This is a genomic window from Pseudomonas sp. NFACC14 (genome assembly GCF_900106885.1).
In the GTDB taxonomy this organism is placed as follows: domain Bacteria; phylum Pseudomonadota; class Gammaproteobacteria; order Pseudomonadales; family Pseudomonadaceae; genus Aquipseudomonas; species Aquipseudomonas fluorescens_AA.
Genome location: NZ_FNOA01000011.1, coordinates 177,789 through 199,965, shown reverse-complemented (window position 1 = coordinate 199,965; position 22,177 = coordinate 177,789). Strand labels below are relative to the sequence as shown.

23 protein-coding genes are annotated in these 22,177 nt (G+C 61.3%); 5 read left to right on the top strand and 18 right to left on the bottom strand.

Annotation, left to right across the window (positions count from 1 at the left end; all coding sequences use genetic code 11):
- A partial coding sequence (locus BLU85_RS18195) for an electron transfer flavoprotein-ubiquinone oxidoreductase (RefSeq protein WP_092290030.1) occupies window positions 1-1,100 on the top strand: 1,100 nt, incomplete at its 5' end.
- A gap of 183 nt (window positions 1,101-1,283) precedes the next feature.
- On the opposite strand, the gene BLU85_RS18185 is transcribed toward BLU85_RS18195, so the two are convergent.
- Window positions 1,284-2,174 (bottom strand): AraC family transcriptional regulator, encoded by an 891-nt coding sequence (locus tag BLU85_RS18185; RefSeq protein ID WP_092201951.1) that lies wholly within the window; start codon window positions 2,172-2,174, stop codon window positions 1,284-1,286.
- Window positions 2,175-2,352: 178 nt separating this feature from the next.
- Here BLU85_RS18185 and BLU85_RS18180 point away from each other — a divergent pair, with 178 nt between their 5' ends.
- On the top strand, window positions 2,353-3,405 hold the full coding sequence (locus BLU85_RS18180) for an NAD(P)-dependent alcohol dehydrogenase (RefSeq protein ID WP_092201949.1): 1,053 nt from the start codon (window positions 2,353-2,355) through the stop codon (window positions 3,403-3,405).
- 6 nt (window positions 3,406-3,411) lie between these two features.
- On the opposite strand, the gene BLU85_RS18175 is transcribed toward BLU85_RS18180, so the two are convergent.
- The 5 genes from BLU85_RS18175 to BLU85_RS18155 all read right to left on the bottom strand — a co-directional run bounded on the left by BLU85_RS18175 (window position 3,412) and on the right by BLU85_RS18155 (window position 8,582).
- Entirely contained in the window at window positions 3,412-4,215 is an 804-nt protein-coding gene (locus tag BLU85_RS18175) for an IclR family transcriptional regulator (protein WP_072406290.1), read from the bottom strand.
- Between the two features lie 59 nt (window positions 4,216-4,274).
- Entirely contained in the window at window positions 4,275-5,585 is a 1,311-nt protein-coding gene (locus BLU85_RS18170) for an MFS transporter (protein WP_060741253.1), read from the bottom strand.
- A gap of 178 nt (window positions 5,586-5,763) precedes the next feature.
- On the bottom strand, window positions 5,764-6,912 hold the full coding sequence (gene dgoD / locus BLU85_RS18165; RefSeq protein ID WP_003179439.1) for a galactonate dehydratase: 1,149 nt from the start codon (window positions 6,910-6,912) through the stop codon (window positions 5,764-5,766).
- Window positions 6,913-6,961: 49 nt separating this feature from the next.
- Entirely contained in the window at window positions 6,962-7,582 is a 621-nt protein-coding gene (locus tag BLU85_RS18160) for a 2-dehydro-3-deoxy-6-phosphogalactonate aldolase (protein WP_003204208.1), read from the bottom strand.
- 19 nt (window positions 7,583-7,601) lie between these two features.
- Window positions 7,602-8,582, bottom strand: coding sequence for a 2-dehydro-3-deoxygalactonokinase (locus tag BLU85_RS18155; RefSeq protein WP_092201947.1), 981 nt, complete (start codon window positions 8,580-8,582; stop codon window positions 7,602-7,604).
- Window positions 8,583-8,771: 189 nt separating this feature from the next.
- Between BLU85_RS18155 and BLU85_RS18150 the strand changes: the two genes are divergently transcribed.
- Entirely contained in the window at window positions 8,772-9,404 is a 633-nt protein-coding gene (locus tag BLU85_RS18150) for a glutathione S-transferase family protein (RefSeq protein WP_092201945.1), read from the top strand.
- A gap of 5 nt (window positions 9,405-9,409) precedes the next feature.
- Here the strand turns inward: BLU85_RS18150 and BLU85_RS18145 are convergent, their stop codons facing one another.
- Window positions 9,410-9,892: a GNAT family N-acetyltransferase gene (locus BLU85_RS18145; protein ID WP_060741250.1), complete on the bottom strand. Its 483-nt coding sequence runs from the start codon at window positions 9,890-9,892 to the stop codon at window positions 9,410-9,412.
- A gap of 189 nt (window positions 9,893-10,081) precedes the next feature.
- On the opposite strand from BLU85_RS18145, the gene BLU85_RS18140 reads away from it, so the two are divergent.
- Together BLU85_RS18140 and BLU85_RS18135 are read left to right on the top strand one after the other, a co-directional pair.
- Complete coding sequence (locus tag BLU85_RS18140) at window positions 10,082-10,426, top strand: hypothetical protein (protein ID WP_060741249.1); 345 nt, start codon at window positions 10,082-10,084, stop codon at window positions 10,424-10,426.
- 36 nt (window positions 10,427-10,462) lie between these two features.
- Entirely contained in the window at window positions 10,463-10,843 is a 381-nt protein-coding gene (locus BLU85_RS18135; RefSeq protein WP_092201943.1) for a Rho termination factor N-terminal domain-containing protein, read from the top strand.
- A 276-nt stretch (window positions 10,844-11,119) separates the two neighbouring features.
- Here BLU85_RS18135 and araH read toward each other — a convergent pair whose 3' ends face one another.
- The 11 genes from araH to BLU85_RS18080 all read right to left on the bottom strand — a co-directional run bounded on the left by araH (window position 11,120) and on the right by BLU85_RS18080 (window position 22,175).
- A complete protein-coding gene (gene araH, locus BLU85_RS18130; protein ID WP_092201941.1) occupies window positions 11,120-12,088 on the bottom strand; it encodes an L-arabinose ABC transporter permease AraH in 969 nt (322 codons plus the stop codon).
- Between the two features lie 10 nt (window positions 12,089-12,098).
- Window positions 12,099-13,643 carry an L-arabinose ABC transporter ATP-binding protein AraG gene (gene araG / locus BLU85_RS18125; protein ID WP_092201938.1) on the bottom strand — a complete coding sequence of 515 codons (1,545 nt, stop codon included), beginning with the start codon at window positions 13,641-13,643 and terminating at the stop codon, window positions 12,099-12,101.
- Between the two features lie 75 nt (window positions 13,644-13,718).
- The gene (locus tag BLU85_RS18120) at window positions 13,719-14,723 is read right to left on the bottom strand and encodes a substrate-binding domain-containing protein (protein WP_092201936.1); all 1,005 of its coding nucleotides are present in this window, start codon (window positions 14,721-14,723) and stop codon (window positions 13,719-13,721) included.
- 174 nt (window positions 14,724-14,897) lie between these two features.
- The gene (locus BLU85_RS18115) at window positions 14,898-15,716 is read right to left on the bottom strand and encodes an SDR family oxidoreductase (RefSeq protein ID WP_092201934.1); all 819 of its coding nucleotides are present in this window, start codon (window positions 15,714-15,716) and stop codon (window positions 14,898-14,900) included.
- Window positions 15,717-15,952: 236 nt separating this feature from the next.
- Window positions 15,953-16,828, bottom strand: coding sequence for an SMP-30/gluconolactonase/LRE family protein (locus tag BLU85_RS18110; protein WP_092201932.1), 876 nt, complete (start codon window positions 16,826-16,828; stop codon window positions 15,953-15,955).
- Window positions 16,825-17,571, bottom strand: coding sequence for a FadR/GntR family transcriptional regulator (locus BLU85_RS18105; protein WP_060741242.1), 747 nt, complete (start codon window positions 17,569-17,571; stop codon window positions 16,825-16,827). The genes BLU85_RS18110 and BLU85_RS18105 overlap by 4 nt, the downstream gene beginning before the upstream one ends.
- Before the next feature lie 292 nt (window positions 17,572-17,863).
- Window positions 17,864-18,424, bottom strand: coding sequence for a DUF1285 domain-containing protein (locus BLU85_RS18100; protein WP_092201930.1), 561 nt, complete (start codon window positions 18,422-18,424; stop codon window positions 17,864-17,866).
- A 15-nt stretch (window positions 18,425-18,439) separates the two neighbouring features.
- Window positions 18,440-19,045 (bottom strand): DUF4823 domain-containing protein, encoded by a 606-nt coding sequence (locus BLU85_RS18095; protein WP_092201928.1) that lies wholly within the window; start codon window positions 19,043-19,045, stop codon window positions 18,440-18,442.
- Window positions 19,046-19,232: 187 nt separating this feature from the next.
- The gene (locus tag BLU85_RS18090; protein WP_060741239.1) at window positions 19,233-20,201 is read right to left on the bottom strand and encodes a GTP 3',8-cyclase MoaA; all 969 of its coding nucleotides are present in this window, start codon (window positions 20,199-20,201) and stop codon (window positions 19,233-19,235) included.
- Window positions 20,202-20,357: 156 nt separating this feature from the next.
- A complete protein-coding gene (locus tag BLU85_RS18085; protein WP_060741238.1) occupies window positions 20,358-20,996 on the bottom strand; it encodes a TetR/AcrR family transcriptional regulator in 639 nt (212 codons plus the stop codon).
- 384 nt (window positions 20,997-21,380) lie between these two features.
- Window positions 21,381-22,175 (bottom strand): TatD family hydrolase, encoded by a 795-nt coding sequence (locus BLU85_RS18080; protein WP_092201926.1) that lies wholly within the window; start codon window positions 22,173-22,175, stop codon window positions 21,381-21,383.
- Window positions 22,176-22,177: the final 2 nt, after the last annotated feature.

Sequence of the window (22,177 nt, the reverse complement as noted above, 5' to 3'; positions counted from 1 at the left end):
GCTGCCGTGGTCACATCGGCAAGCAGTTGATCAAGCGCTTCAACCTGGACAGCGAGGCCGACGCCCAGCACTACGGCATCGGCCTGAAGGAAATCTGGGAAATCGACCCGGCCAAGCATCAACCCGGCCTGGTGGTGCACACCGCTGGCTGGCCGCTGGACATCATGGGCACCGAGAACACCGGCGGCTCCTTCCTCTATCACCTGGAAAACAACCAGGTGGTGGTCGGCCTGATTATCGACCTGTCCTACAGCAACACCTTCCTGTCGCCGTTCGACGAGTTCCAGCGCCTCAAGCATCACCCGGTGCTCAAGCAGTACCTGGAAGGCGGCAAGCGCGTCAGCTACGGCGCCCGTGCCATCTGCAAGGGCGGCCTGAACTCGTTGCCGAAAATGGTCTTCAAGGGCGGCGCGCTGATCGGTTGCGACCTCGGCACCCTGAACTTCGCCAAGATCAAGGGCAGCCACACCGCCATGAAATCCGGCATGCTCGCCGCCGAGGCCGTGGCCGATCGCTTGTTCGCCGAGTCCGAAGGCGGTGATGAACTGACCGCCTACGTCGACAATTTCAAGAACAGTTGGCTGTACGAAGAACTGTTCGCCAGCCGCAACTTCGGCGCGGCGATCCACAAGTACGGTGCGATCATCGGCGGAGGTTTCAACTGGCTCGACCAGAACATCTTCGGCGGCAAAATACCGTTCACCTTGCACGACAACAAGCCGGACTATGCCTGCCTCAAGCTGGCCGCCGATTGCAAGAAAATCGACTACCCGAAACCGGACGGCAAGCTCAGCTTCGACAAACTCAGCTCGGTGTTCATCTCCGGTACCAACCATGAAGAAGAACAACCCTGCCACCTGAAGCTGACCGACCCGAGCATCCCGATCGGCAAGAACCTGCCGTTGTACGACGAACCGGCCCAGCGCTACTGCCCGGCTGGCGTGTACGAAGTGGTGACCAAGGAAGACGGCGAGAAACGCTTCCAGATCAACGCCCAGAACTGCGTGCACTGCAAGACCTGTGACATCAAGGATCCGGCGCAGAACATCACCTGGGTCTCACCGGAAGGTGCCGGTGGGCCGACTTACCCGAACATGTAAGCCGACACGCTGAACATCGAGGCCCCCGCAATGGGGGCCTTTTTGTTGCCCGCCATCCAAGGAACACCGCAACCCAATGTGGGAGCGAGCTTGCTCGCGATGACGGCAGCCCATTCAACATTGATGCAAGCTGAACCGCCGCTATCGCGAGCAAGCTCGCTCCCACAGGTGAACATCACAGGATCAGGCGGCGCGCTCTTCCCCGGGGTTGCGCTCGAAGTAGCGCTTGTACTCCCGACTGAACTGCGACGGGCTCTGATACCCCACCTGATGCGCCACCTGGGCCACACCCATGCCGTCGATGAGCAGCAGCCGCTGGGCCTTGAGCAGGCGCAACCGCTTGAGGTACTGCACCGGCGAGAGCAAGGTGCTGCGCTTGAAATGCTCATGAAAGGTCGAGGCGCTCATGTTCGCGCAACTGGCCAGTGTCTCGACGTTCAGCGGCTCGGTGAAATGCGCATGCAGATGACTCAGGGCAGCGGCAATCCGAGCGAATTGCCCATGCTGCTCCACCAGCGCCCGCAATACGTCGGCCTGAGGCCCGCGCAACGCGACGAACAGCAACTCCCGCAGCCGCGCCTGGCCCATGACCTGGCACTCCAACGGATCGTGCAAGCAGCGCAACAAGCGCTCGACACATCCACGCATGGCGTCATCGAGCACTGCGCAGGTCATTGATTCCGGCGTCTGCGGCGCCAGGTTTCGACCCGGCACCAGCCCCATGGCCAACACCAGTTCCCCCAGCATCGCCCGATCGATCGCAACGGAAACCCCAAACAGTGGAGCATTGGGCATGGCGTAGGTTTCGCATTCGAATGGCACCGGCAAGGCCTGGATCAGATAATGCCCGGCGCCATATTCCAGCGTGCGCGGCCCCAGATACGCCAGTTTGCTACCCTGGGCAATGATCACCAGACTCGGTTCGTAGAGCTGCGGGCCACGCGCGACGTCCTGGCTGGCCCGAAGCACATGTACGCCGGGCAGTGGCGTCGGGACGAAACCGTCGCGGGTCGCCAAGGGTTCTATCAATGAGACCAGCGTAGCGTTGGCATCGAGATGGCGGGTCAACAACATGGCGAAAACTTCACGAAAAAAGGGATGAAACCATCATCGCAGGTCTGGCGTCACATAGGATCAAATCCTGGCCAAGACCGGAGGATTAGGCATGACAGGCGGAGGAATTACCATCGCCGCCTGCCGCCAGGACTCCCAGAATGAAACCCTCACCGTTCACTGCTTAGCGAGGTCCATCATGTACACAGCCATCGGATATGCCGCCCAATCGCCCACCGCTCCCCTCGCCCCGATGAAGTTCGAGCGCCGCAGCCCGCGAGCCGACGATGTGGCGATCGACATTCTTTACTGCGGTGTCTGCCACTCCGACATTCACCAGGCCCGCAACGAATGGGGCATCGCCGTTTATCCACTGATGCCCGGCCATGAAATCATCGGCAAAGTCACCGCCGTCGGCGCGGATGTCACCCGCTATAAAGTCGGCGATCTGGTGGGCGTTGGCTGCATGGTCGATTCCTGCCGCGAGTGTGAAGCCTGTCACGCCGACCTGGAGCAATACTGCTACCAAGGCATGACCCAGACCTACGCCAGCCCGGACCGTATCAGCGGCGGCCACACCATGGGCGGTTACTCCAACAGCATCGTGGTCAAGGAGCACTTTGTGCTGCGCATCCCGGCAGCACTCGACCCGGCCAGTGCCGCGCCGATTCTCTGTGCTGGCATCACCACCTACTCGCCGCTCAAGCACTACGGCGTGAAGGCCGGCGACAAGGTCGGCGTGCTGGGCATGGGCGGCCTCGGCCACATGGGCATCAAGTTCGCCAAGGCCATGGGCGCCGAAGTCACGTTGTTCACCCGCTCGGCCAGCAAGGCCGAAGAAGCCCGTCGCCAGGGCGCCGACCATGTGATCGTGTCCACTGACGCCGAGCAGATGGCTGCCGCGGCCGGACGCTTCCACTTCCTGCTGGACACCATTCCGGTGCAGCACGACCTCAACCCCTACCTCAGTACCCTGCGGTTCGACGGTGTACACATCCTGGTGGGCCTGGTCGAGCCGATCGATCCGCCAGTCCATGCGGCCAACTTGATTATGGGTCGTCGTGTCCTGGCCGGCTCGTTGATCGGCGGTATCGCCGAAACCCAGGAAGTGCTGGACTTCTGCGCCGAACACAACATCAGCTGCGACATTGAAATGCTCGACATCCGCCAGATCAACGAGGCCTACAGCCGCATGATCGCCGGCGACGTGAAGTACCGCTTCGTCATCGACATGGCAACGCTCGAGGCCTGAGGTTCGTCAGACCTTGGCGCCCAGTTCCGCCGACAGCCGGGCTGTGACCCCTTTGACCAGGGGAATCAGCTCGGCCATCTTTTCCAGGGGCATGTACGGCACGGTGCTGGCGATGCTGATACCGGCGACGATGCGCTTGCCGGCGTCACGGATCGGCGCCGCCACACAGCGAATCGACGGTTCGTTGTCTTCCAGGTCGAAGGCATAGCCCCCCGCCACGTACTCCAGCATCCGTTGCTGGAACTGTTCCCAGGATTGCTCCTGATGCTGGGGCCAGAACTGATTTTTCCCACCCGCCGGCAGGCTGATTTCATACAGCCGCTTCCATTGTTCCTGAGTGTCATCGAGCATCAGCGCCTTGCCGATCCCGGTGCGCGCCAACGGCATGCGATGGCCTACGCGCGAACGCATTTCCGGGCCGTTTCGCCCCGGATTCTTCAGCAGGTACAAGACTTCGTCGCCCTCGCGAATCGCCAGGTGAACGGTGTCCCCGGTCAGCGCCGACAACTCGTCCAGGTACGGCCCCGCCAGGCTCACCAGTGGCAGTTCTTCCCGGGCCTGGAAGCCCAGTTCGATCAACTTTGGCCCCAGCAGGTAGCCTACTTGCGGCACCACACGCAGGTAACGTTCGTCCACCAGGCAACTGGCCAGGCGATGAGTGGTGCTGCGGGTAGTGCCGATCAGCCGGGCGATTTCCTTCAAGTCACGGGCGCCGCTGGCGACCGCCTGGACCACGCCCAGACCACGCAGCAATGTCTGCGTGCCTGTCGGCGCGGCGTCCTTGGTGATTTTTGGATCGTCTTGCTGCATAGCCGGCCTTCAACAGTGAGCGGGGAACGGGCGGCATTATGGTCGCCCGCCCCGTCGGACTACAACTCGATGCGCTCGACCTTCCCGACCAGCAGGATGTAGGACAGCGCGCCAGCCAATGCCAGGACAGAGATATAGGTAATGGCCGGGGCGAACGAGTCGCCGCTGGCGAGGAAGCCAATCACGATCGGCGTGGCGATGGCCGCCAGGTTGCCGATGAAGTTGAACACCCCGCCGGTCAACCCGAGCAATCGTGCCGGCGCCAGGGTCGACACCAGCGACCAGGTGATCGACGCCAGGCCATTGCCGAAGAACGCCAGGGCCAGGAAAGCGATCACCAGCGGCGTCGACTCGACAAAGTTGGCGCCGATGATCGAGGTCGAGATCAGCAACCCGCCAATGATCGGCAGCTTGCGCGCGAACCCCACGGTGGCGCCGCGACGAATCAACCAGTCGGAGAAGAACCCGGAGCACAGCACGCCGACAAACGCCGCGAGGAATGGCAACGACGCCAGCAAGCCGGACTTGATGAAGTCCATGCCGCGATACTTCACCAGGTAGGTGGGGAACCACGTCAGGAAAAACCACAGCGTGGAGTTGAGGCAGAACTGCCCCAGGTAAATGCCCCACAACTTGCGTTGCGTCAGGACGATGCCCAGGTCGGACCAACTGAATTTCGCCTTGACCTTGGCGGTATCGGCCTGGATATCCACCAGCCCGCCGCCTTCACGGATCAGCTCGATTTCGGCGGCGTTGGCGCCTTTGAAATCCCGTGGCTCGCGATACACCGCGTACCAGATCACCGCCCAGAGAATCCCTACCGCGCCCGTGGCGACAAACACCATGTGCCAGCCGAAGGCGTGTTGCAGCCAGGCCAATACCGGCGTCAGGAAGGCCAGCCCGACAAACTGCCCGGAGGTATAGAAACCGATGGCCGTGGCCCGCTCGCGCTCGGGAAACCAAGTGGTCACCACGCGACTGTTGATCGGATAAGCCGGCGCTTCCAGGGCACCGACCGCCATGCGCAGCACGAACAACGCGATGAAGCTGGCGGCGAACCCCAGCATCACTGTGGCTACCGACCACAACAGCAATGCCACGCTATAGAGAATGCGCGGCGGCACCCGGTCCACCAGCCAGCCACCGGGAATCTGCATGGCGGCGTAGGTCCAGCCGAACGCCGAGAAAATCAGCCCGACATGGATCGGGTCGATGCCCAGGTCGCTGGTCAGCGCGGGAGCGGCAATGGAGAGGTTGCTGCGGTCCAGGTAATTGATCACCACGGTGATGAACAGCAGGACCATGATGAAAAAACGCTTGCGGCTGGGCGTCACCAACGACGCCTGCGCGCTCAGGGTGTGCGCTTGCATGTGAGGTGCCTCTTCTTATGTTTATTGAGGAAACGGGTGCATCGAAGAAGATCTCCCTGCTTGCGAAGATCAAATTGTGGGAGCGAGCTTGCTCGCGATGAGGATGTGTCAGTTGGCACATGTGTGACTGATACATCCTCATCGCGGGCAAAGTCGCTCCCACAGGGTCAGGCCTGACTCACCACTCGGCAAAACTGCCATCGGCATGGCGCCAGATCGGGTTGCGCCAGCGGTGGCCGATGGCCGCGCGTTCGATGACGTATTCCTCGTTGATCTCGATGCCCAGGCCCGGGCCATTGGGGATCTTCACGAAGCCCTTGTCGTAGTCGAACACCTGCGGATCCTTGATGTAGTCCAGCAGGTCGTTGCTCTCGTTGTAGTGGATGCCCAGGCTTTGCTCCTGGATGAACGCGTTGTAGCAGACCGCATCCAGTTGCAGGCACGCCGCCAGGGCGATGGGGCCCAGTGGGCAGTGCAGCGCCAGCGCCACGTCGTAGGCCTCGGCCATGTTGGCGATCTTGCGGGTTTCGGTGATGCCACCGGCGTGGGATGCGTCCGGCTGGATGATGTCCACGTAGCCCTCGCTGAGCACGCGCTTGAAATCCCAGCGGGAAAACAACCGCTCGCCCAGGGCAATCGGGGTGCTGGTCAGCGGCGCCAGTTCCTTGAGGGCTTCATAGTTTTCGCTGAGCACCGGCTCTTCGATGAACATCAGTTTGTAGGGGTCGAGTTCCTTCATCAGCACTTTGGCCATCGGCTTGTGCACCCGGCCGTGGAAGTCCACGCCAATGCCGACGTTCGGTCCGACCGCATCGCGCACCGCCGCCACGTTGGCCAGGGCCAGGTCGACTTTCTCGAAGGTGTCGAGGAACTGCAGCTCTTCGGTGCCGTTCATCTTCACTGCGGTGAAGCCCCGCGCCACCGCCTCTTTCGCCGCGCGAGCGGTGTCCGCCGGCCGGTCGCCGCCGATCCACGAATACACACGGATCTTGTCCCGCACCTGGCCGCCCAGCAGGTCGCTGACCGACACGCCCAGGGCCTTGCCCTTGATGTCCCACAACGCCTGGTCGATGCCGGCCAGGGCACTCATGTGAATGGCCCCGCCGCGGTAGAAGCCGCCGCGATAGAGCACGGTCCAGATGTCTTCGATGTTGCGAGGGTCTTTGCCGATCAGGTAGTCGGACAATTCTTCAACGGCAGCCGCCACCGTATGGGCACGGCCTTCGACCACAGGCTCGCCCCAACCGGTCACGCCCTCGTCGGTCTCGACCTTGAGGAAGCACCAGCGCGGCGGAACGATAAACGTGGTCAGCTTGGTGATTTTCATCTTGTTGGCTCTCTTGTCAGATGCAGCGCACGGAGCGCTGGAAAAGTCTTCAGTTCAAGGCATTCCATGCGGCCACATAGGCCTTGGCGCGCACCGCCACTTCATCCGCTGTCAGGCCCGGCTTGAACAACCCGGAACCGAGGCCGAAACCCTTGACGCCGGCTTCGACGAAGACCGCCATGTTGTCCGGCGTAATCCCACCCACCGGCACCAGCACGGTCCCGGCCGGCAGCACCGCGAGCCAGGCCTTGACCACCGCCGGGCCCATTTGCTCGGCGGGGAACATCTTCAGCACATGGGCGCCCTCGGCGAGTGCGGCGAAGGCTTCGGTGGGCGTGGCGACGCCTGGCGACAAATACAAGCCCGCCGCTTTCGCCGCACGCAGCACCTTCGGATCGCTGTGGGGCATGACGATCACTTGGCCACCGGCGGCTTTCACCTGTTCCACCTGTTCCGGCGTCAGCACGGTGCCGGCACCGATCAGGCAATCGGCGGGCAAGGTACTGCGCAGGATGCGAATACTTTCGTACGGCTCGGGGGAATTGAGCGGTACTTCGATGACGCGAAATCCGGCGCTGTACAGAACCTCGCCAATGGCCGCCGCCTCTTCGGGACGCAAGCCACGCAGGATCGCGATCAGCCCGTTGTGCGCCAGTGCTTGTGTGAGCATGTCAGACCTCCAGTCAGGTTCAGGGGGCGGTGGAATCGAGCAACCCGGCCGCCACGGCCAGTTGCCACAAACCGCGTTCGGTGGCCTGTTCGGCCAGGACCACCCGGGCGAAACCGCAGGCGTCGAGGGCCCGTTGATAACGGACACAGAGTTGGGAGTTGCCGATCAGCACCACCGTCGGCAGGTGCAGGCTGTCGCGGCGTCGGCGTTGTACCTGGGCCAACGCCGTCAGCTCATGGCCGATCAACAGGCCCGAGAGGTAGTCCGCTTGGGCACTGGCGCTCAACTCGCCGGTCAAGCCCAGGCTGCGGGCACTGAACACGGTGGACAATGGGCCGATCTGGCCGTCCACCGACAATGCCACTTGCACGCCGCGATCAAAGGCCACGCCATCGAAGGTCGCACTCCGTTGCTGGGTGCGGCCGAGAATGCTGTGGTCACTGAGCACGGCGAAGATCTCGCCGGTCATGAAGGTATCGAAATGCACGATGCGGCCATCGGTCACTTCCACCCATTTCGAATGACTGCCGGGCAGGCCGATCAGCACCGCTTCGTCCGGCAGGCTGTGCAAGGCACCGAGCACTTGGGTTTCTTCGCCGCGCATGACATTGGGCAAGCGTGAACGCTGGATCACGCCCGGCACGATGTGCACATCGACACCGCGAAGGCTGCGAACGCTTTGTAGGGAATGTCCGAGATTGGCGACGTTGGCGGGTGTGTCGCAGTACGGCGCTTCACGCCAGCCCTGCGCACTGCCGACCATGCCACAGGCAATGACAGGCAAGCCTGGCTGGGCATCGAGCCAGTCGCCGCAGGCCTCGTCGAAGGCCAGCTCGAAACCGTCGATGCATACCTGGCCGGCCACGTTTCGTGGCCCCGTGGGCAACTGCATGATCCCCGACGACAGCGAACGCTGCTCGAGCACCTCGCCACCGGCTGCGAGTTTGTAAGCCCGTAATGAGGTGGTCCCCCAATCGAGCGCGATCAATTGCGCCTGCATCCGCTTCACCTGTTTTGTTTTTTGGCAGTGAGTGAGACGGACTATAAACCCGGGGCCGAAAGAATCTCAATATATAAATATCACTCCCATATATTGGGATATAAATACGTCACCTACAAAGCTAATCGCCATCCGTCCAAGACCCTGCTACGTTTTCTGACCGGACACCAGACAACTAGGGAAAAAGTGATGGGACAACTGCTGAAAATCCTCGGCCGCACGTCTTCGATCAATGTCAGAAAAGTGCTGTGGACCTGCCAGGAACTGGACATCGCCTACGAGCGCGAAGATTGGGGCATCGGCTTTGCCTCGACCCAGGACCCAGCGTTCCTGGCCTTGAATTCCAATGCCCAAGTGCCGGTGATCATTGATGAGAACGGCGTGTTCTGGGAATCCAATACCATTTGCCGGTACCTGGTGGGCAAGCATGGGCCCAGCGATCTGCTACCTGTCGAGCCTGCCGCCCGGGCGCGAATCGAACAGTGGATGGACTGGCAAGCCACGGAGCTAAATCCGTCCTGGGGCTACGCCTTCCACGCCCTGGTGCGCAAGAACCCGGACTTCCAGGACCCGCAGCGCATCGCCGCCGGCATCAAGGGCTGGAACGAGAAGATGGGGTTGCTGGAGCAGCAGTTGAACCGCACCGGCGCCTACGTGGCCGGTACGGCGTTTTCCCTCGCGGACGTGCTCATCGGCCTGTCCGTACACCGTTGGCGCCAGGCGCCCATGGAGCGTCCCGACTATCCGGCCGTGGCGGCCTACTGCAAACGCCTCGAGCAACGACCGGGGTTTGCCGAATACGCGTCTGCCGCACACTCATGAAGTGCTCAGTGGCCGTTAGCGAAATCCCGTAGCACCTTGCCGTCCATTCGGTAGCGCACCCACTCTTCCTGGGGTTGCGCGCCGAGGGATTTGTAGAACTCGATGGCCGGCGTGTTCCAGTCCAGCACGCTCCATTCGAAGCGACCGCAATCGTTGTCGCAGGCGATCTTCGCCAGGTGGCGCAACAGCGTCTTGCCCGCCCCGCCACCACGCTGCTCAGGCGTGATGTACAGGTCTTCGAGGTACAAGCAGTTGCTGCCCAGCCAAGTGGAATAACTGAAGAAAAACACCGCGAAACCAATCGGCACGCCATCACGCAGGCAGATCAGCCCGTGGGCGGTCGCGCCCTCGCTGAACAGGCTGCGCTCGATGTCGGCCACACTGGCGATGACTTCGTGGCGGGCCTTTTCGTAATCGGCCAACTCGGTGATGAAGGCAAGGATTTGAGGCGCATCGCTGGGTTGCGCAGGACGGATCTCGATCGACATGAACAGGCCTTGTAGCCAATTGAAAGCGCCATACTAAGCCGCTGCGCGACGCTCGTCACATACCGATCCAACTATTTGATCGCGAACGCGAGCTTCTTTCAAAAGTGCCATTCGTCGCGCCCAAGGCACCAACCCCAAGCCACCACGGCCCAAGATCAGGTAAGCATTCTGAAAAATGGAGGCGACACCATGATCACTTCAAGGCTGACTGCATTCACACTCGCCACGCTGTTGTCTTCGGTGGCTTTCGCGGCTTCCACTTCCGGCACCGGCCCCACCGACCCGGTACAGGCGCCCAACTCCCCAGCCACGCAAGGCCTGCCCAAGTTGAACACCGACGGCACCGGCGGCGGTCTGAACAATGGCCAGCCACCTGCCACCGGCACGGATCCCCGCGTGCAGGGTAATGACATGGGGCGCCAGGGCGGCATGAATACACCTGACTCCACCGCCCCTGACAACGCCGAGACCGGCGTGGGTTCGAAAACCACGACCGGTGGCTCGGGCTCCGAAGGTGGCGCTGCCAGCCAGTAAGCAGCCTCTGCCCGGACACTTGAGGAGGAAAACCCCATGCCTCGTGGAAGCAAAGACAAATACACCGCCGAGCAAAAACGCAAGGCCGAACACATTGAAAAGAGTTACGAGAAAAAAGGCGTGTCGGAGAACGAAGCCGAGGCACGGGCCTGGGCGACGGTGAACAAGCAGTCCGGTGGCGGCGAACGCTCTGGCGGCTCGGGAAAGACCAAACCGACTGCGCAAAAGAAAACCGACCGCAAGGAATCGGCCCGCCGCGCCGCCAAGACCCGCGAAGGTCACCCGCGCAGCAGCAAAGCCTCCCATGGGACCCAGACGGTGGACAGCCTGATGAAGGAGGCCCGGGCGAAAAACATTCCCGGACGGTCGAAGATGCGCAAGCAGGAGTTGGTCGAAGCGTTGCGCAAAGCGGGGTGATCGTTGGCGTCAGGGAGGACGCCATCGCGAGCAAGCCCGCTCCCACATAGGATCGGCGCTGTGTCGCGATGTTGTGCCGGACACAAAAACCTGTGGGAGCGAGCTTGCTCGCGATGGCGGTAGATCAGCTTGCATCAGTGCTGAAATGCACCACCGCCTTCGTGGGCAAGCCCGCTCCCACATAGGATCGGCGCTGTGTCGCGATGTTGTGCCGGACACAAAAACCTGTGGGAGCGAGCTTGCTCGCGATAGCGATAGATCAGTCACAAATGATCTTCAGCGTTGCTTCAAACGGTCAATCACCACCGCCAGCAACAGGATCGAGCCGCGGATGACGTATTGGTAGAAGGTGTCGATGTTCTTCAGGTTCATCGCGTTCTCGATGATCGCCAGAATCAGCACGCCCGCAATGACATGGCGAATCATGCCGATGCCACCGCTCAACGACACCCCACCCAGCACGCAGGCCGAGATCACGGTCAATTCGAAGCCCTGGCCGATCATCGGCTGGCCCGAGGTCATGCGCGACGCCAGGATGACCCCGGCCAAGGCGCCGATCAAACCATGCACGGCGAAGATGATGATCTTGGTGCGATCGACGTTCACCCCCGCCAACAACGCCGCTTCCTGGTTGCCACCGATGGCCATGGTGTTGCGCCCGTAGGTGGTGTAGTTCAGCAGCCAGCCGAAAAACAGGAAGCAGACGATGGTGATCAGGATCGGCACCGGCACGCCGAACAACTGGCCGTTGCCGAACACGAAGAACGATTCCTGCGAGACACCCACCGCCTTGCCGTTGGCAAAGATATAGGCCAGGCCACGGACGATCTGCATGGTCGCCAGGGTGGTGATCAAGGCGTTGACCCGCAGCTTGGCGATGACGATGCCGTTGATCAGGCCGACGATCAGCCCCATCACCAGCGCCGCGCTGACGCCGAGGAACACGCTGTTGGTGTCGCGCATCACCACCGCCGCGACCACGCCGGCACAGGCAATCACCGAGCCGACCGACAAGTCGAAGTGCCCGGACGCCAGGCAATACAACATGGTGCACGCGGCGATGCCAGTGGTGGAAATCGCCAGGCCCAGGCCACGCATGTTCAACGGCGACAGGAAGTTGTCGATCATCAAGGTGCAGAGCACGAAGATACCGATGGCCGCCAGCAGCATGACCCAGTCATCCAGGAAACGGCGTAGGTCCAGGGGTTTGCGTGCCGTTGGCAGTGCATTGTTTTGAATGGTCATGATTTACCTCTCAGTTCGCCGCGTCGGCAACGCGTTGGCGCGGCAGCGCCAGTTGCAGCAGGTTGGATTCGTTGGCCTGGTCACGCGACAGCTCGCCGCGCATGGCCCCTTCGCAAAGCACCAGGATTCGGTCGGAAATGCCCATCACTTCCATCAGGTCGCTGGACACCACAATCACCGCGATGCCGTCGGCCGCCAGGTTGTGGATAATCTGGTAGATCTCCGCCTTGGCGCCGATATCGATGCCACGGGTCGGTTCGTCCAGCAGCAGGACTTTCATCGGCATCGACAGCCAGCGACCGAGAATCGCCTTCTGCTGATTGCCACCGGACAGGTACATGATTTTCTGGCTGGCCGCCGGGGTCTTCACTTTCAGCGATTTGATCTGCTTGTCGGCATTGCCCCGCTCCCAGTCGCCGCGCAGCAGGCAGCCGAGCGCGGAATGAGCCGGACGGGCACTGATGTTGATGTTCTCGCCCACGCTGCCCAGCGGGATGATGCCTTCCTTCTTGCGATCTTCCGGACACAGCAGCACGCCAGCGGCGATGGCATCCCGTGGCGAACGCAGCTTCAATTCCTTGCCGTGCAGCACGAGGCTCCCCTCGCTCTGGCGCTCCAGGCCACTGAGCAAGCGAAACAGCTCGGTACGACCGGCACCGACCAGCCCGAACAATCCAAGGATTTCACCCTTGTGCACCTGGAAACTCACCGGTTCGCGCAAGCCCGGCCCCAGCAGGCCCTTCACCTGCAGCGCCACATCGCCGCGCTCCCGAGGGCGGTAATCATAGATGTCCTGGATATCGCGACCGACCATGCACGTGACCAACTGATCGTGGGTCAGCTCGCTCATGTTTTCGAAGGTCCGGACATAACGACCGTCCTTGAATACCGTCACCGCGTTACAGATACGGAACACTTCTTCCATGCGGTGGCTGACATACAGCACCACTTTTCCCTCGTCTCGCAAGCGAGCGATGATCGCCATCAAACGGTCGATTTCCCGGGCCGACAGGCTACTGGTGGGTTCGTCGAAGGCAATGACGTGGGCGCCACGGGACAAGGCCTTGGCGATTTCCACCAATTGGCGCTGGCCGAGGGACAGGCGGCCGACTTTTTCCTGCGGGTCGATTTCGTCAGCCAGGCCTTTGAGCAGCGTCAGCGCCTGCTGGCGCAGCACGCCACGGTTGACCAGGCCGAAACGCGCCGGCAAATGGCCGAGAAACAGGTTTTCGGCGACGGTCATTTCCGGCACCAAGTGCAGCTCCTGGTGAATCACCGCCACCCCGCTGGCGATGCTGTCGGCAGTGCCTTTGAAGGCCATCGTCTGTTCGCCGATCTGCAGGTCACCGCTGCTCGGGATGTAGGCGCCACCGAGGATCTTCAGCAACGTGGACTTGCCCGCGCCATTCTCGCCCATCAAGGCATGCACCTGCCCCGGATGCGCGACGAAACTGATATTGGCCAGCGCCTGCACGCCGGGAAAGGATTTGCCGATCCCGTTGAACCGCAAGCTACCGCCGATGTTGTGTTGCAGTGTCGCTGTTTGCGCTTGCATAACCACCTCGAACTTACAGAGATCAAGCGACCCCGCCACTCATGTGGCCAGGGCCGCTTTTGAATCAACCGACCGTCAGTTCCACAGGCCGATCTTTTCCAGCTCCTGCTTGAAGTTCTCCCGGGTGATCAGCGTCACCTCGTCCATGGCGGTGTACTTCGGCGGTTCCTTGCCGGTGGTGATCCACTCGTACATCATCTCGGCGGTCTTGTAGCCTTCGATGTGCGGGCTTGGCAGCATCGAACCGAAGAAGCCGCTGTCGGGTTTCTTCAATTCACCGATGGCGTCGGTGCCGTTGATGCCGATGCCGATCACATTGGCCGCCTTGAACCCGGCCGCTTCGGTGGCGCGCACGCCGCCCAGCACGGTGTTGTCGTTCATGCCGCCGATGATCAGGTTTTTCGCGGCGCTTGGCAGCTTCACCAACGCCGAGTTGGTGGAGTCCATGCTACCGGGCACGTCGAGGGTCTTGAGCGCCGAATAAAGGATGTGGTCAGCCGGCATCCCGGCCTTCTTCAGGGCATCGACCGAACCGTCGGTGCGCTTCTTGCCGGTGTCCAGCTCGTTGAAGGTGTTGATTACCGCGTAGGTATCTTTCCACTCCCAGTTGCGCTTTTTCGCTTCGGCGGCCATGGCGGCGCCCTGCTTCTGGCCCACCTCGAACGCGGCCATGCCCAGGTACGGCACGTCCTCCATGAATTTGCCGCTGGCGTCGACGAACCGGTCGTCCACGGCAATCACCTTGAGATCGTTGAGCTTGGCCTTGGCCATGATGGCCGGGCCGAGGGACACGTCCGGCGGGCAGATCACAAAGCCCTTGGCACCGTTGGCAGCCAGGCTGTCGATGGCCGAGAGGGTCTTCTCGCCGTCAGGCACGGCGATCTTGATCAACTCGAAGCCTTTGTCCTTGCTCGCCTTCTCGGCGAACGCCCATTCGGTCTGGAACCAAGGCTCCTCGGCCTGCTTGACCAGGAAACCGATTTTTACGGGATCGGCCGCCAGCAAGCTGCTGCTGAGGCTGACCGCGGTGACCGCCAGGGCGGCGCGACACAGGGAACGGATCCCACGACGATGATTCATAGTTGACTCCTTGTTTTTTTTATTGAAAGCCAAACGTCCAGGGTCTGCTCCACCGACGGTGGAAGTGCGCAGGCTGGGCGGTTACATCAAGTTGCTACACAGCATAGGCCTAAATAGTCATATCGTATGATGATTGGATTACAGGCGAAGTTTCCCGCTGCGATCCAGGAATATTCAGTCGTGGTACATGACCGAACGTCCTCCATCGATGGTGATGCATGAGGCATTGATAAACGGTGCTTCGTCACTGGCCAGGAACACGGCCGTCATTGCCACTTCTATCGGTTGCCCGACGCGCCGTGGCGGGTGCAGATCCAGCGCACGCTGGCGTTCGGCATGGGGATCGGCAAAGCCGTTCCAGTAGTCGACGTTCAGTTGGGTTTCGATGTAACCCGGGGCGATGGCGTTGACGCGTACCCCTTTGGGCGCGTATTCGATGCCCAGGGCGCGGGTCAGGCCGAGCAGGCCGTGCTTGGCCACCGGGTAAGGGAAACAGCCGGGAATGATGTGGGACGAATGGACGGAGGCAATGTTGATGATGCTGCCCACGCCCTGCTCGATCATCTGTGGCAACACCGCCTTGCAACCGTACCAGGCGCCATCCAGGTCGATGGCGAAGCAGCGGCGCCAGTCTTCTTCGGTCATTTCCAGCGGGTCACGGAAGACATTCACGCCCGCGCAGTTGACCAACACATCGATGCGGCCGTGCAGCTCGACGGCACGCCGAGCCATGGCCTGCAAGTCCTGCTGCTTCGACACATCGGCTTGCAGTGCGTGCACATCGGCCCCGCGTTCACGCCAATGGGCGGCCACCGCCTCGACTTTCTGCCCCTGGATATCACTGATCACCAGCCGGGCCTGTTGCGAAGCGAATGCCGCGACGATGGCTTCGCCGATGCCTTGGGCGGCGCCGGTCAACAGCACCACCTTGTCCTTCAGGCGTTCGCCCTTGGGTGGCTCCGGCACGGGTGGCAAGACCAAGGGCTCAGCCATGGCTCAGGGCTCCTGTGCCCAGGCACGACAAAAACCGGGCATCCACGGATGACCGGCGCGAAGGCGCTTGAAAGAACAGTGGCCGGCGTACGCCGCCGGGGCGTACGGGGAAAGATCGTTGCATCACTTCACCTGTCTTGTTTTTTTAGTGTGAGTGCGTATTGCCGATGGAGCCGACTATAAACCCGGCTGCCAAATAATCTCAATATATATATTTACATCCCATATTTTGGGATTTAGCCGCCAAACCTTGTACAGGCCACGCCAGGCACGTCGACACGCATCGATAGCACGGCACCGTCCAGCGGATGACCCAATGGGCTCGCCGCGCTGGTGATGTACAACGTCTTGAGGTCTTCATCGCCGAATACACAACTGGTCGGGCGGCTGACGGGCAACTCGATCACCCGATCAACCTGCCCGTCCGGGGTCAGCCGCAACAGGCAACTGCCGTCCCAGCGGGCGTTCCAGATATACCCTCGGGCATCCATCGCCGAGCCATCCGGGCCGCCACGGGGGTGCGGGCCGAACCAGACCTCGGCAGGCGCCAGGTTGCCTTCCGGGTAAATAAAGTGCCGATACAACGTGCCATCCAGGCTGTCGCCGAAATACACCGTGGTGCCATCGGGGCTCCAGAGCAAGGTGTTCGGGATGCCCAGCCCGCGCAACAGGGGCAAGACCCGGCCATCACCCCCGATGCGAAACAGGCCGCCGGAGCGGTGCTCGATCGGCAAGTCCTCGCCTTCGGCACCGATGTTGTTCTGCATCGTACCGAGCCAGAGTTGACCCAGGGGGTCGCAACGGGCTTCGTTGGCACGATTGCCTGGCTGGGGGTCGGCCATGCACAGCAATGTCAGGCGCGGCTCCAGGCCCGGCGAATCAAGATCGAGGCGGTAGACGCCACTGCTCAGGGTCACCAGCGCGTCGCCACTTTGGGTCGGTATGAAGGCGGAGACATGCTCGGGCATCTGCCAGATCTCCACATTGGCGCCAATCAGCCGCAGGGCCTGCTTGCCGGCGATATCGACCCAATACAACGCTTGGGTCGGCGCATCCCAGAACGGCCCTTCGCCCAATTTCGCCCGGTGTTCCGTCACAGCCGTCCACTTCATTGAAACCTCCCGTTCCCGACTTGCCCGGCGGCATCTGTTCGACCCGCCATGACATTGGGGTAAAAGCGTTTGATCGCCAGGTCAGCGTTATCGATCAGGGTCATGCAGGCCCAGACGCCCCGCGCCGCGTCACGGGCGGCGATGGCGTCGGCGATGTCCTTGTGGATGGGCAAGGTGCGGCGCAGCTCATCCGGGTCGGCCGCCGACACCTCGAATGACACCGCCAGCAGCGCCCCCAGGGCCGGGACCATTTGTTCGATGAATTGATTATGGCTGGCGGCCAGAATGCACTCGTGGAAAAACTGGTCTGCGCGGTTGTAATCAGCGCCGCTGTCCACCGCCCGTTCCAGCGCATGGTAGGCCAGGCGGATCGCCTGCACCTGATCGGCGGTGGCCCGCTCGCAGGCCCAGCGCACCGCCATCGGCTCGATGGTACGGCGCAGGTCCAGCAAATCATCGACGAAGTTTTCCGGCAGGCCGCTGCGGGACAGCCAGCCCACCACTTGGGGGTCGAACAGGTTCCAGCGGCGCACCGGCAACACCCGCGTGCCGACTTTCGGCCCGACTTCCAGCATCCCCTTGGCCACCAGCGTCTTGATCGCCTCGCGGATCACCGTGCGACTGACGCCCAGTTGCTCGCCCAAGTCCGCTTCGACCTTGATGGTTTGCCCAGGCTTGACCTGGCCGGCGGCTATCCAGCCCCCCAGCCAATCGACGGTCGATGCATGAAAACTGCTGGACATGAAAACCCCGCGGGCCACTCTTATTGGAGGCTCACGCTAATCATCATACGATTGGGTGTCAATTTTAATTTGACTTGGCCGCTGTGAGAGCGGGCTTGCTCGCGAAAGCGGTGGGTCAGTCAAGAAGGTATTGGATGTGCCGACGCCTTCGCGAGCAGGCTCGCTCCCACAGGGTTTGGTGGCGTACACAAATATTGCAGGCACTCCAAATTCACTGTGGGAGCGAGCTTTCTCGCGATAGCGGACGTCCAGTCAACACAGATATTGGATCAACCATCGCTCCCACAAGGGCTCAGGGTTCCAGGCCTATCGGGAAGAACACGCCGCCGCTCCACACGCCCAACCAGCGCTGCCCGTCGATCTCGCGACTGACCGCCAGCTCCACCAGTTGGTAGAACACATTGCGATGGACCAGCGCTTCGAGATTGCTGCGCACATGCACGTAGGGCGCCGGTTCCTGGGTCTGGGGATCGATCACCACCCGCAACGGATGCTCGGCGCCAGCCTCAGTGGTTTCCTCGACATTGGTGGTGAAGCGCAACAACTGCCCTTCCCCCTGCCCTTCAACTTCGAGGGTCACGGCCACGAACGGCGCGTCATCGACCTTGATGCCGACTTTTTCCACAGGGGTAATCAGGAAGTAATCATCGCCGTCGCGGCGGATGATGGTGGAGAACAGCTTGACCATCGGTTTTCGTCCGATGGGCGTGCCCAAGTAGTACCAGGTACCGTCCCGGGCGATGCGCATGTCGATGTCGCCGCAGAAATCCGGGTTCCACAAGTGGACCGGCGGCAGGCCTCTGGTCTTGGGGATCTGCCCCAGCAAGTCATTGGCTTTTTGCGGTCCGCTCATGGTGACTCCTTGTGATTATTCGTCGCTCATCCCCAGCAGGCTGCGGGCATATTCACGCAACGGCGTGGCGATGAGGTCCTGGGGCTGTTTGTCGTGCAACGTCAGTAAACCGCCACGACTCTTGATCCGTGCAGTATCGATCAAATACTGGGTACTGGTCTCGATCAACATGATTTGAATCACGCTGGTATCGACACCGAGACGATCCACGGCTTCTTCATCCAGCCATTCGTCGGAGTTGCCGATGCGGTTATCGGCCTTGGCGAAGCGGGTGTACAACAGGTAATGGGCACCCGCGGCACGGGCTTCGCCCATGGCTTGGTCGAGCCCTTCGGGAACACGGGCGCGACGGACCATGGGGAAATATTCGATGAAGCCATTGAAGGCTTCTTCGGCCACTACGTTGGGACGCGGATAGGCACTGCCCGGCGGAGCGAAGGCGCCCTGGGCGATGTAGATGAACGAGTCGGGCTGAATACGCAGGTTGTTAATACGACGGCTGTCGCTATGGTCCAGCAGGCCGGCGTCGCTCATGTGATAACGAACGCCCTCTCCCATGTCGCTGACATTCATGCAACCGCCAAGCACCAAAACGGCCAGCAGCAAAACCAGGCTACGCATCCTACCCTCCAGAAACCGGTGTCGGAAAACCGGCGAATGGTCGTGGGATGCAGCTTTTGCGCCAGCTCATCGAGATGGGGGTCAGATGTACCCAGGGGAATGGGAAATTGCTATCGCGGGCAAGCCTTGCTCCCACAGGATAAGCGTCGTACTTGTGGGAGCAAGGCTTGCCCGCGATAGCAATAGATCAGCCGCCGATGATTTTCATGATGGTTGCGCCACCGGAGAATGCCACCTCCTGCTTGTCCCCCAGTGCCTTGACCAACAAGCGCTGAAGCGCCGGCAAGGCCTGATGGCGTGGCTTGTCCAACAGGTCGCCGACGAAGTGACGGTTACTCGACGACAGGCAGCCATGCAACCACCCCGTAGAAGACAGCCGCAGGCGCGAGCAGGTCCGGCAGAAAGGCACGCTTTCATTGGCGATCACGCCGAAATGCCCCAGCCCCGGGATTTCATAGCGCACCGCCGTGGCATCCACCGGCGCGTCGGCTTGCAGGTATTCGTACTGGTCGCCGATCAGGCTGAGCAGTTGCTGGAGGCTGACGAACTGCTGCAGGAAGGCGTTGGAGTCGCTGGCCAGGTGGCCCATGCGCATCAACTCGATGAAACGCAACTCGTAACCACGTTCCAGACAGTATTCGAGCAACGGCATCACCTGGTCCAGGTTCTGTCCGCGCAACGGCACCATGTTGACCTTGATCTTCAACCCGGCGGCCCGAGCCTGTTCCATGCCGTCGAGCACGGTCGCCAGGTCGCCGCCACGGGCGATGCTGCGAAACGCAACGGGGTCCAGGGTGTCGAGGGAAACGTTGATGCGACGAATACCAGCGTCCACCAGCAAGGGCAGTTTTTTCGCTAGCAACTGGCCATTGGTGGTCAGGCTGATGTCTTCCAGGCCCATCTGCCCCACAGCCGTCATGAAACGCTCGAGCTTGGGGCTGACCAGCGGCTCGCCACCCGTGATGCGCAGCCGCTCGATACCGGCGGCCTCGATCAAATAGGCCACGCCGCGCGCCATGGCGTCAGCCGACAATTCATCCTGCGCAGCCACCAACCGCTTGCCATCAGGCACGCAATAGGTACAGGCGTAATTGCAGGCTGAGGTCAGGCTGATCCGCAAATTACGGAAACGCCTGCCTTGACGGTCAACGATCATGGATCACTCCGGCACAAGAAAAATCGGACTCGCGATAATTGACCTGAAGATCAAGATTTCGCAAGACCCAAGCCTGAGTATATTACTGGGGCACTGCGCCATGTAAGCGGACATGGCGCAATAAGGCAGCTGAATGTCTTGTTGCCTGGCGGCCAATCAGTTGCTCGGAACGTCGGTATCGCGCTTGCGCTTGTTTCCCATGCGCACGCCGATGTCCATCAGGAACTGGAAGAAACCTTCCTGGTCTTCCAGCACGTTGCTCCAGAACGGCGAGTGGTACAGCGCCACCGCGCCATGCACCAACGCCCAGGCAGCGCAATAGTGGAAATAAGGCGGCACGTCCTCGAGCTTGCCCTCGCTGATCCGGCCCTTGATCAGCAGGGTCAGGCGTTCGAAGTTCGAGGCGCGGATCTTGTGCAGTTCCTCGACCATCTCCGGCACCTGGTTGCCCTTGACCACCTTCTCTTCCAGACGGTCGAACAAGCGGTAGCGCTGCGGGTCGCGCATGCGGAACTCGAAGTAGGCCCGGGACAGGGCCTCCTTGTCCTTGTCCACATCGGCCGAATGCAACAGCTCGTTCAAATCGCGCTCGTAGTCGAGCATCAGGCGCAGGTAGATCTCCGCCTTGGATTTGAAATGTTTATAAATCGTGCCTTTGCCGATACCCACGGCATCCGCAATCATCTCGACGGTGACACTGTCTTCACCCTGGTCGAGGAACAACTTGAGCGCGGTGTCGAGAATTTCCTGCTCGCGGCGGCGAAACTCACGGACCTTACGGGGTTCTTTGTGCATAAGAAAAAGGTCTGAAGGGTCAAAATTCGAAGCCGGGTATTATGCCTAACTTACGCAAAAATGCACGGATCATCCGCTCCCGGCCACTGTTCTTCACAAAACCGTACACACCTGGCTCGCCGTTTCCCGGGTCAATGCGCCGCCCTGGCGAGCTTTGCCGACAGTGAGAACTTATCCGAAGCGAGCGTATTCCAAATTTGTTTAAAAACCGCCCCGGCCCGACTGGACGCGTTGGCATACTGATCAATACTTGAACTGTCGGCGCGACATCTCCCCCAAGTGACGCGCTGATAAAGGTACCAACGGACCGCGTGCCTTTGTTTTACTCCTAATGGTCTTAACCCGGATTCACCCCCCAGAACCCGGGTTTTTTTTGCATGGGATTCAGGCATCCACCGAACGGACGTGAGCCAGTGGAAACAATTGCTTAAAGTTTTCCGTCGTCTGCTCGGCAAACCGCTCGTAGGACTCACCGCGCAACATCGCCAGAAATTCTGCCACTTCCCGTACGTATTGCGGAAGGTTCGGCTTGCCGCGATACGGAATCGGCGCCAGGTAAGGCGAGTCGGTTTCCACCAACAGCCGATCGGCCGGCACTTTGCTCGCAACGTCGCGCAAGGCATCGGCATTGCGGAACGTGACAATCCCGGACAAGGAAATGTAATAGCCCATGTCCAGGGCCGCCTTGGCCATGTCCCAGTCTTCGGTGAAGCAATGCAGCACACCGGCCTGGGGCAGCGCGGCGTCACGCAGCAGGGCCAGGGTGTCGGCCCGGGCGCCACGGGTGTGGATGATCACCGGCTTACCGGTCTGCCGGGCGGCCTCCAGGTGCAGCCGGAACGAGGCTTGCTGCACATCGGCGGCTTCCGGCTCGTAGTGATAGTCCAAGCCGGTTTCGCCAATGGCGACCACCCGTGGATGATCGAGCTCACGCAACAGCCAATCGAGCGCCGGCGCGGCGTCGGGCTGGACATCCAGTGGGTGGACACCGACTGAACAGTCGACATCGGCATACCGCTCGGCCAAGGCCTTGACGTCGGCGGCGTTATCGGCGCTGACGCCGATGCACAGGAAGTGCCCCACACCCCGCTCACGGGCTGCATCCAGCGCAGCATCCAGGGAACCGCCGTGGGCAGCGAGGTCGAGACGGTCAAGGTGACAATGGGAATCTACAAGCATAA

Coding starts and splice junctions, on each gene's coding strand:
- BLU85_RS18185 (WP_092201951.1), bottom strand. CDS start 2,174: ATGTTGTTGACCCGCCATCTCGATGCCAACGCTACGCTGGTCTCATTG.
- BLU85_RS18180 (WP_092201949.1), top strand. CDS start 2,353: ATGTACACAGCCATCGGATATGCCGCCCAATCGCCCACCGCTCCCCTC.
- BLU85_RS18175 (WP_072406290.1), bottom strand. CDS start 4,215: ATGCAGCAAGACGATCCAAAAATCACCAAGGACGCCGCGCCGACAGGC.
- BLU85_RS18170 (WP_060741253.1), bottom strand. CDS start 5,585: ATGCAAGCGCACACCCTGAGCGCGCAGGCGTCGTTGGTGACGCCCAGC.
- dgoD (WP_003179439.1), bottom strand. CDS start 6,912: ATGAAAATCACCAAGCTGACCACGTTTATCGTTCCGCCGCGCTGGTGC.
- BLU85_RS18160 (WP_003204208.1), bottom strand. CDS start 7,582: ATGCTCACACAAGCACTGGCGCACAACGGGCTGATCGCGATCCTGCGT.
- BLU85_RS18155 (WP_092201947.1), bottom strand. CDS start 8,582: ATGCAGGCGCAATTGATCGCGCTCGATTGGGGGACCACCTCATTACGG.
- BLU85_RS18150 (WP_092201945.1), top strand. CDS start 8,772: ATGGGACAACTGCTGAAAATCCTCGGCCGCACGTCTTCGATCAATGTC.
- BLU85_RS18145 (WP_060741250.1), bottom strand. CDS start 9,892: ATGTCGATCGAGATCCGTCCTGCGCAACCCAGCGATGCGCCTCAAATC.
- BLU85_RS18140 (WP_060741249.1), top strand. CDS start 10,082: ATGATCACTTCAAGGCTGACTGCATTCACACTCGCCACGCTGTTGTCT.
- BLU85_RS18135 (WP_092201943.1), top strand. CDS start 10,463: ATGCCTCGTGGAAGCAAAGACAAATACACCGCCGAGCAAAAACGCAAG.
- araH (WP_092201941.1), bottom strand. CDS start 12,088: ATGACCATTCAAAACAATGCACTGCCAACGGCACGCAAACCCCTGGAC.
- araG (WP_092201938.1), bottom strand. CDS start 13,643: ATGCAAGCGCAAACAGCGACACTGCAACACAACATCGGCGGTAGCTTG.
- BLU85_RS18120 (WP_092201936.1), bottom strand. CDS start 14,723: ATGAATCATCGTCGTGGGATCCGTTCCCTGTGTCGCGCCGCCCTGGCG.
- BLU85_RS18115 (WP_092201934.1), bottom strand. CDS start 15,716: ATGGCTGAGCCCTTGGTCTTGCCACCCGTGCCGGAGCCACCCAAGGGC.
- BLU85_RS18110 (WP_092201932.1), bottom strand. CDS start 16,828: ATGAAGTGGACGGCTGTGACGGAACACCGGGCGAAATTGGGCGAAGGG.
- BLU85_RS18105 (WP_060741242.1), bottom strand. CDS start 17,571: ATGTCCAGCAGTTTTCATGCATCGACCGTCGATTGGCTGGGGGGCTGG.
- BLU85_RS18100 (WP_092201930.1), bottom strand. CDS start 18,424: ATGAGCGGACCGCAAAAAGCCAATGACTTGCTGGGGCAGATCCCCAAG.
- BLU85_RS18095 (WP_092201928.1), bottom strand. CDS start 19,045: ATGCGTAGCCTGGTTTTGCTGCTGGCCGTTTTGGTGCTTGGCGGTTGC.
- BLU85_RS18090 (WP_060741239.1), bottom strand. CDS start 20,201: ATGATCGTTGACCGTCAAGGCAGGCGTTTCCGTAATTTGCGGATCAGC.
- BLU85_RS18085 (WP_060741238.1), bottom strand. CDS start 20,996: ATGCACAAAGAACCCCGTAAGGTCCGTGAGTTTCGCCGCCGCGAGCAG.
- BLU85_RS18080 (WP_092201926.1), bottom strand. CDS start 22,175: ATGCTTGTAGATTCCCATTGTCACCTTGACCGTCTCGACCTCGCTGCC.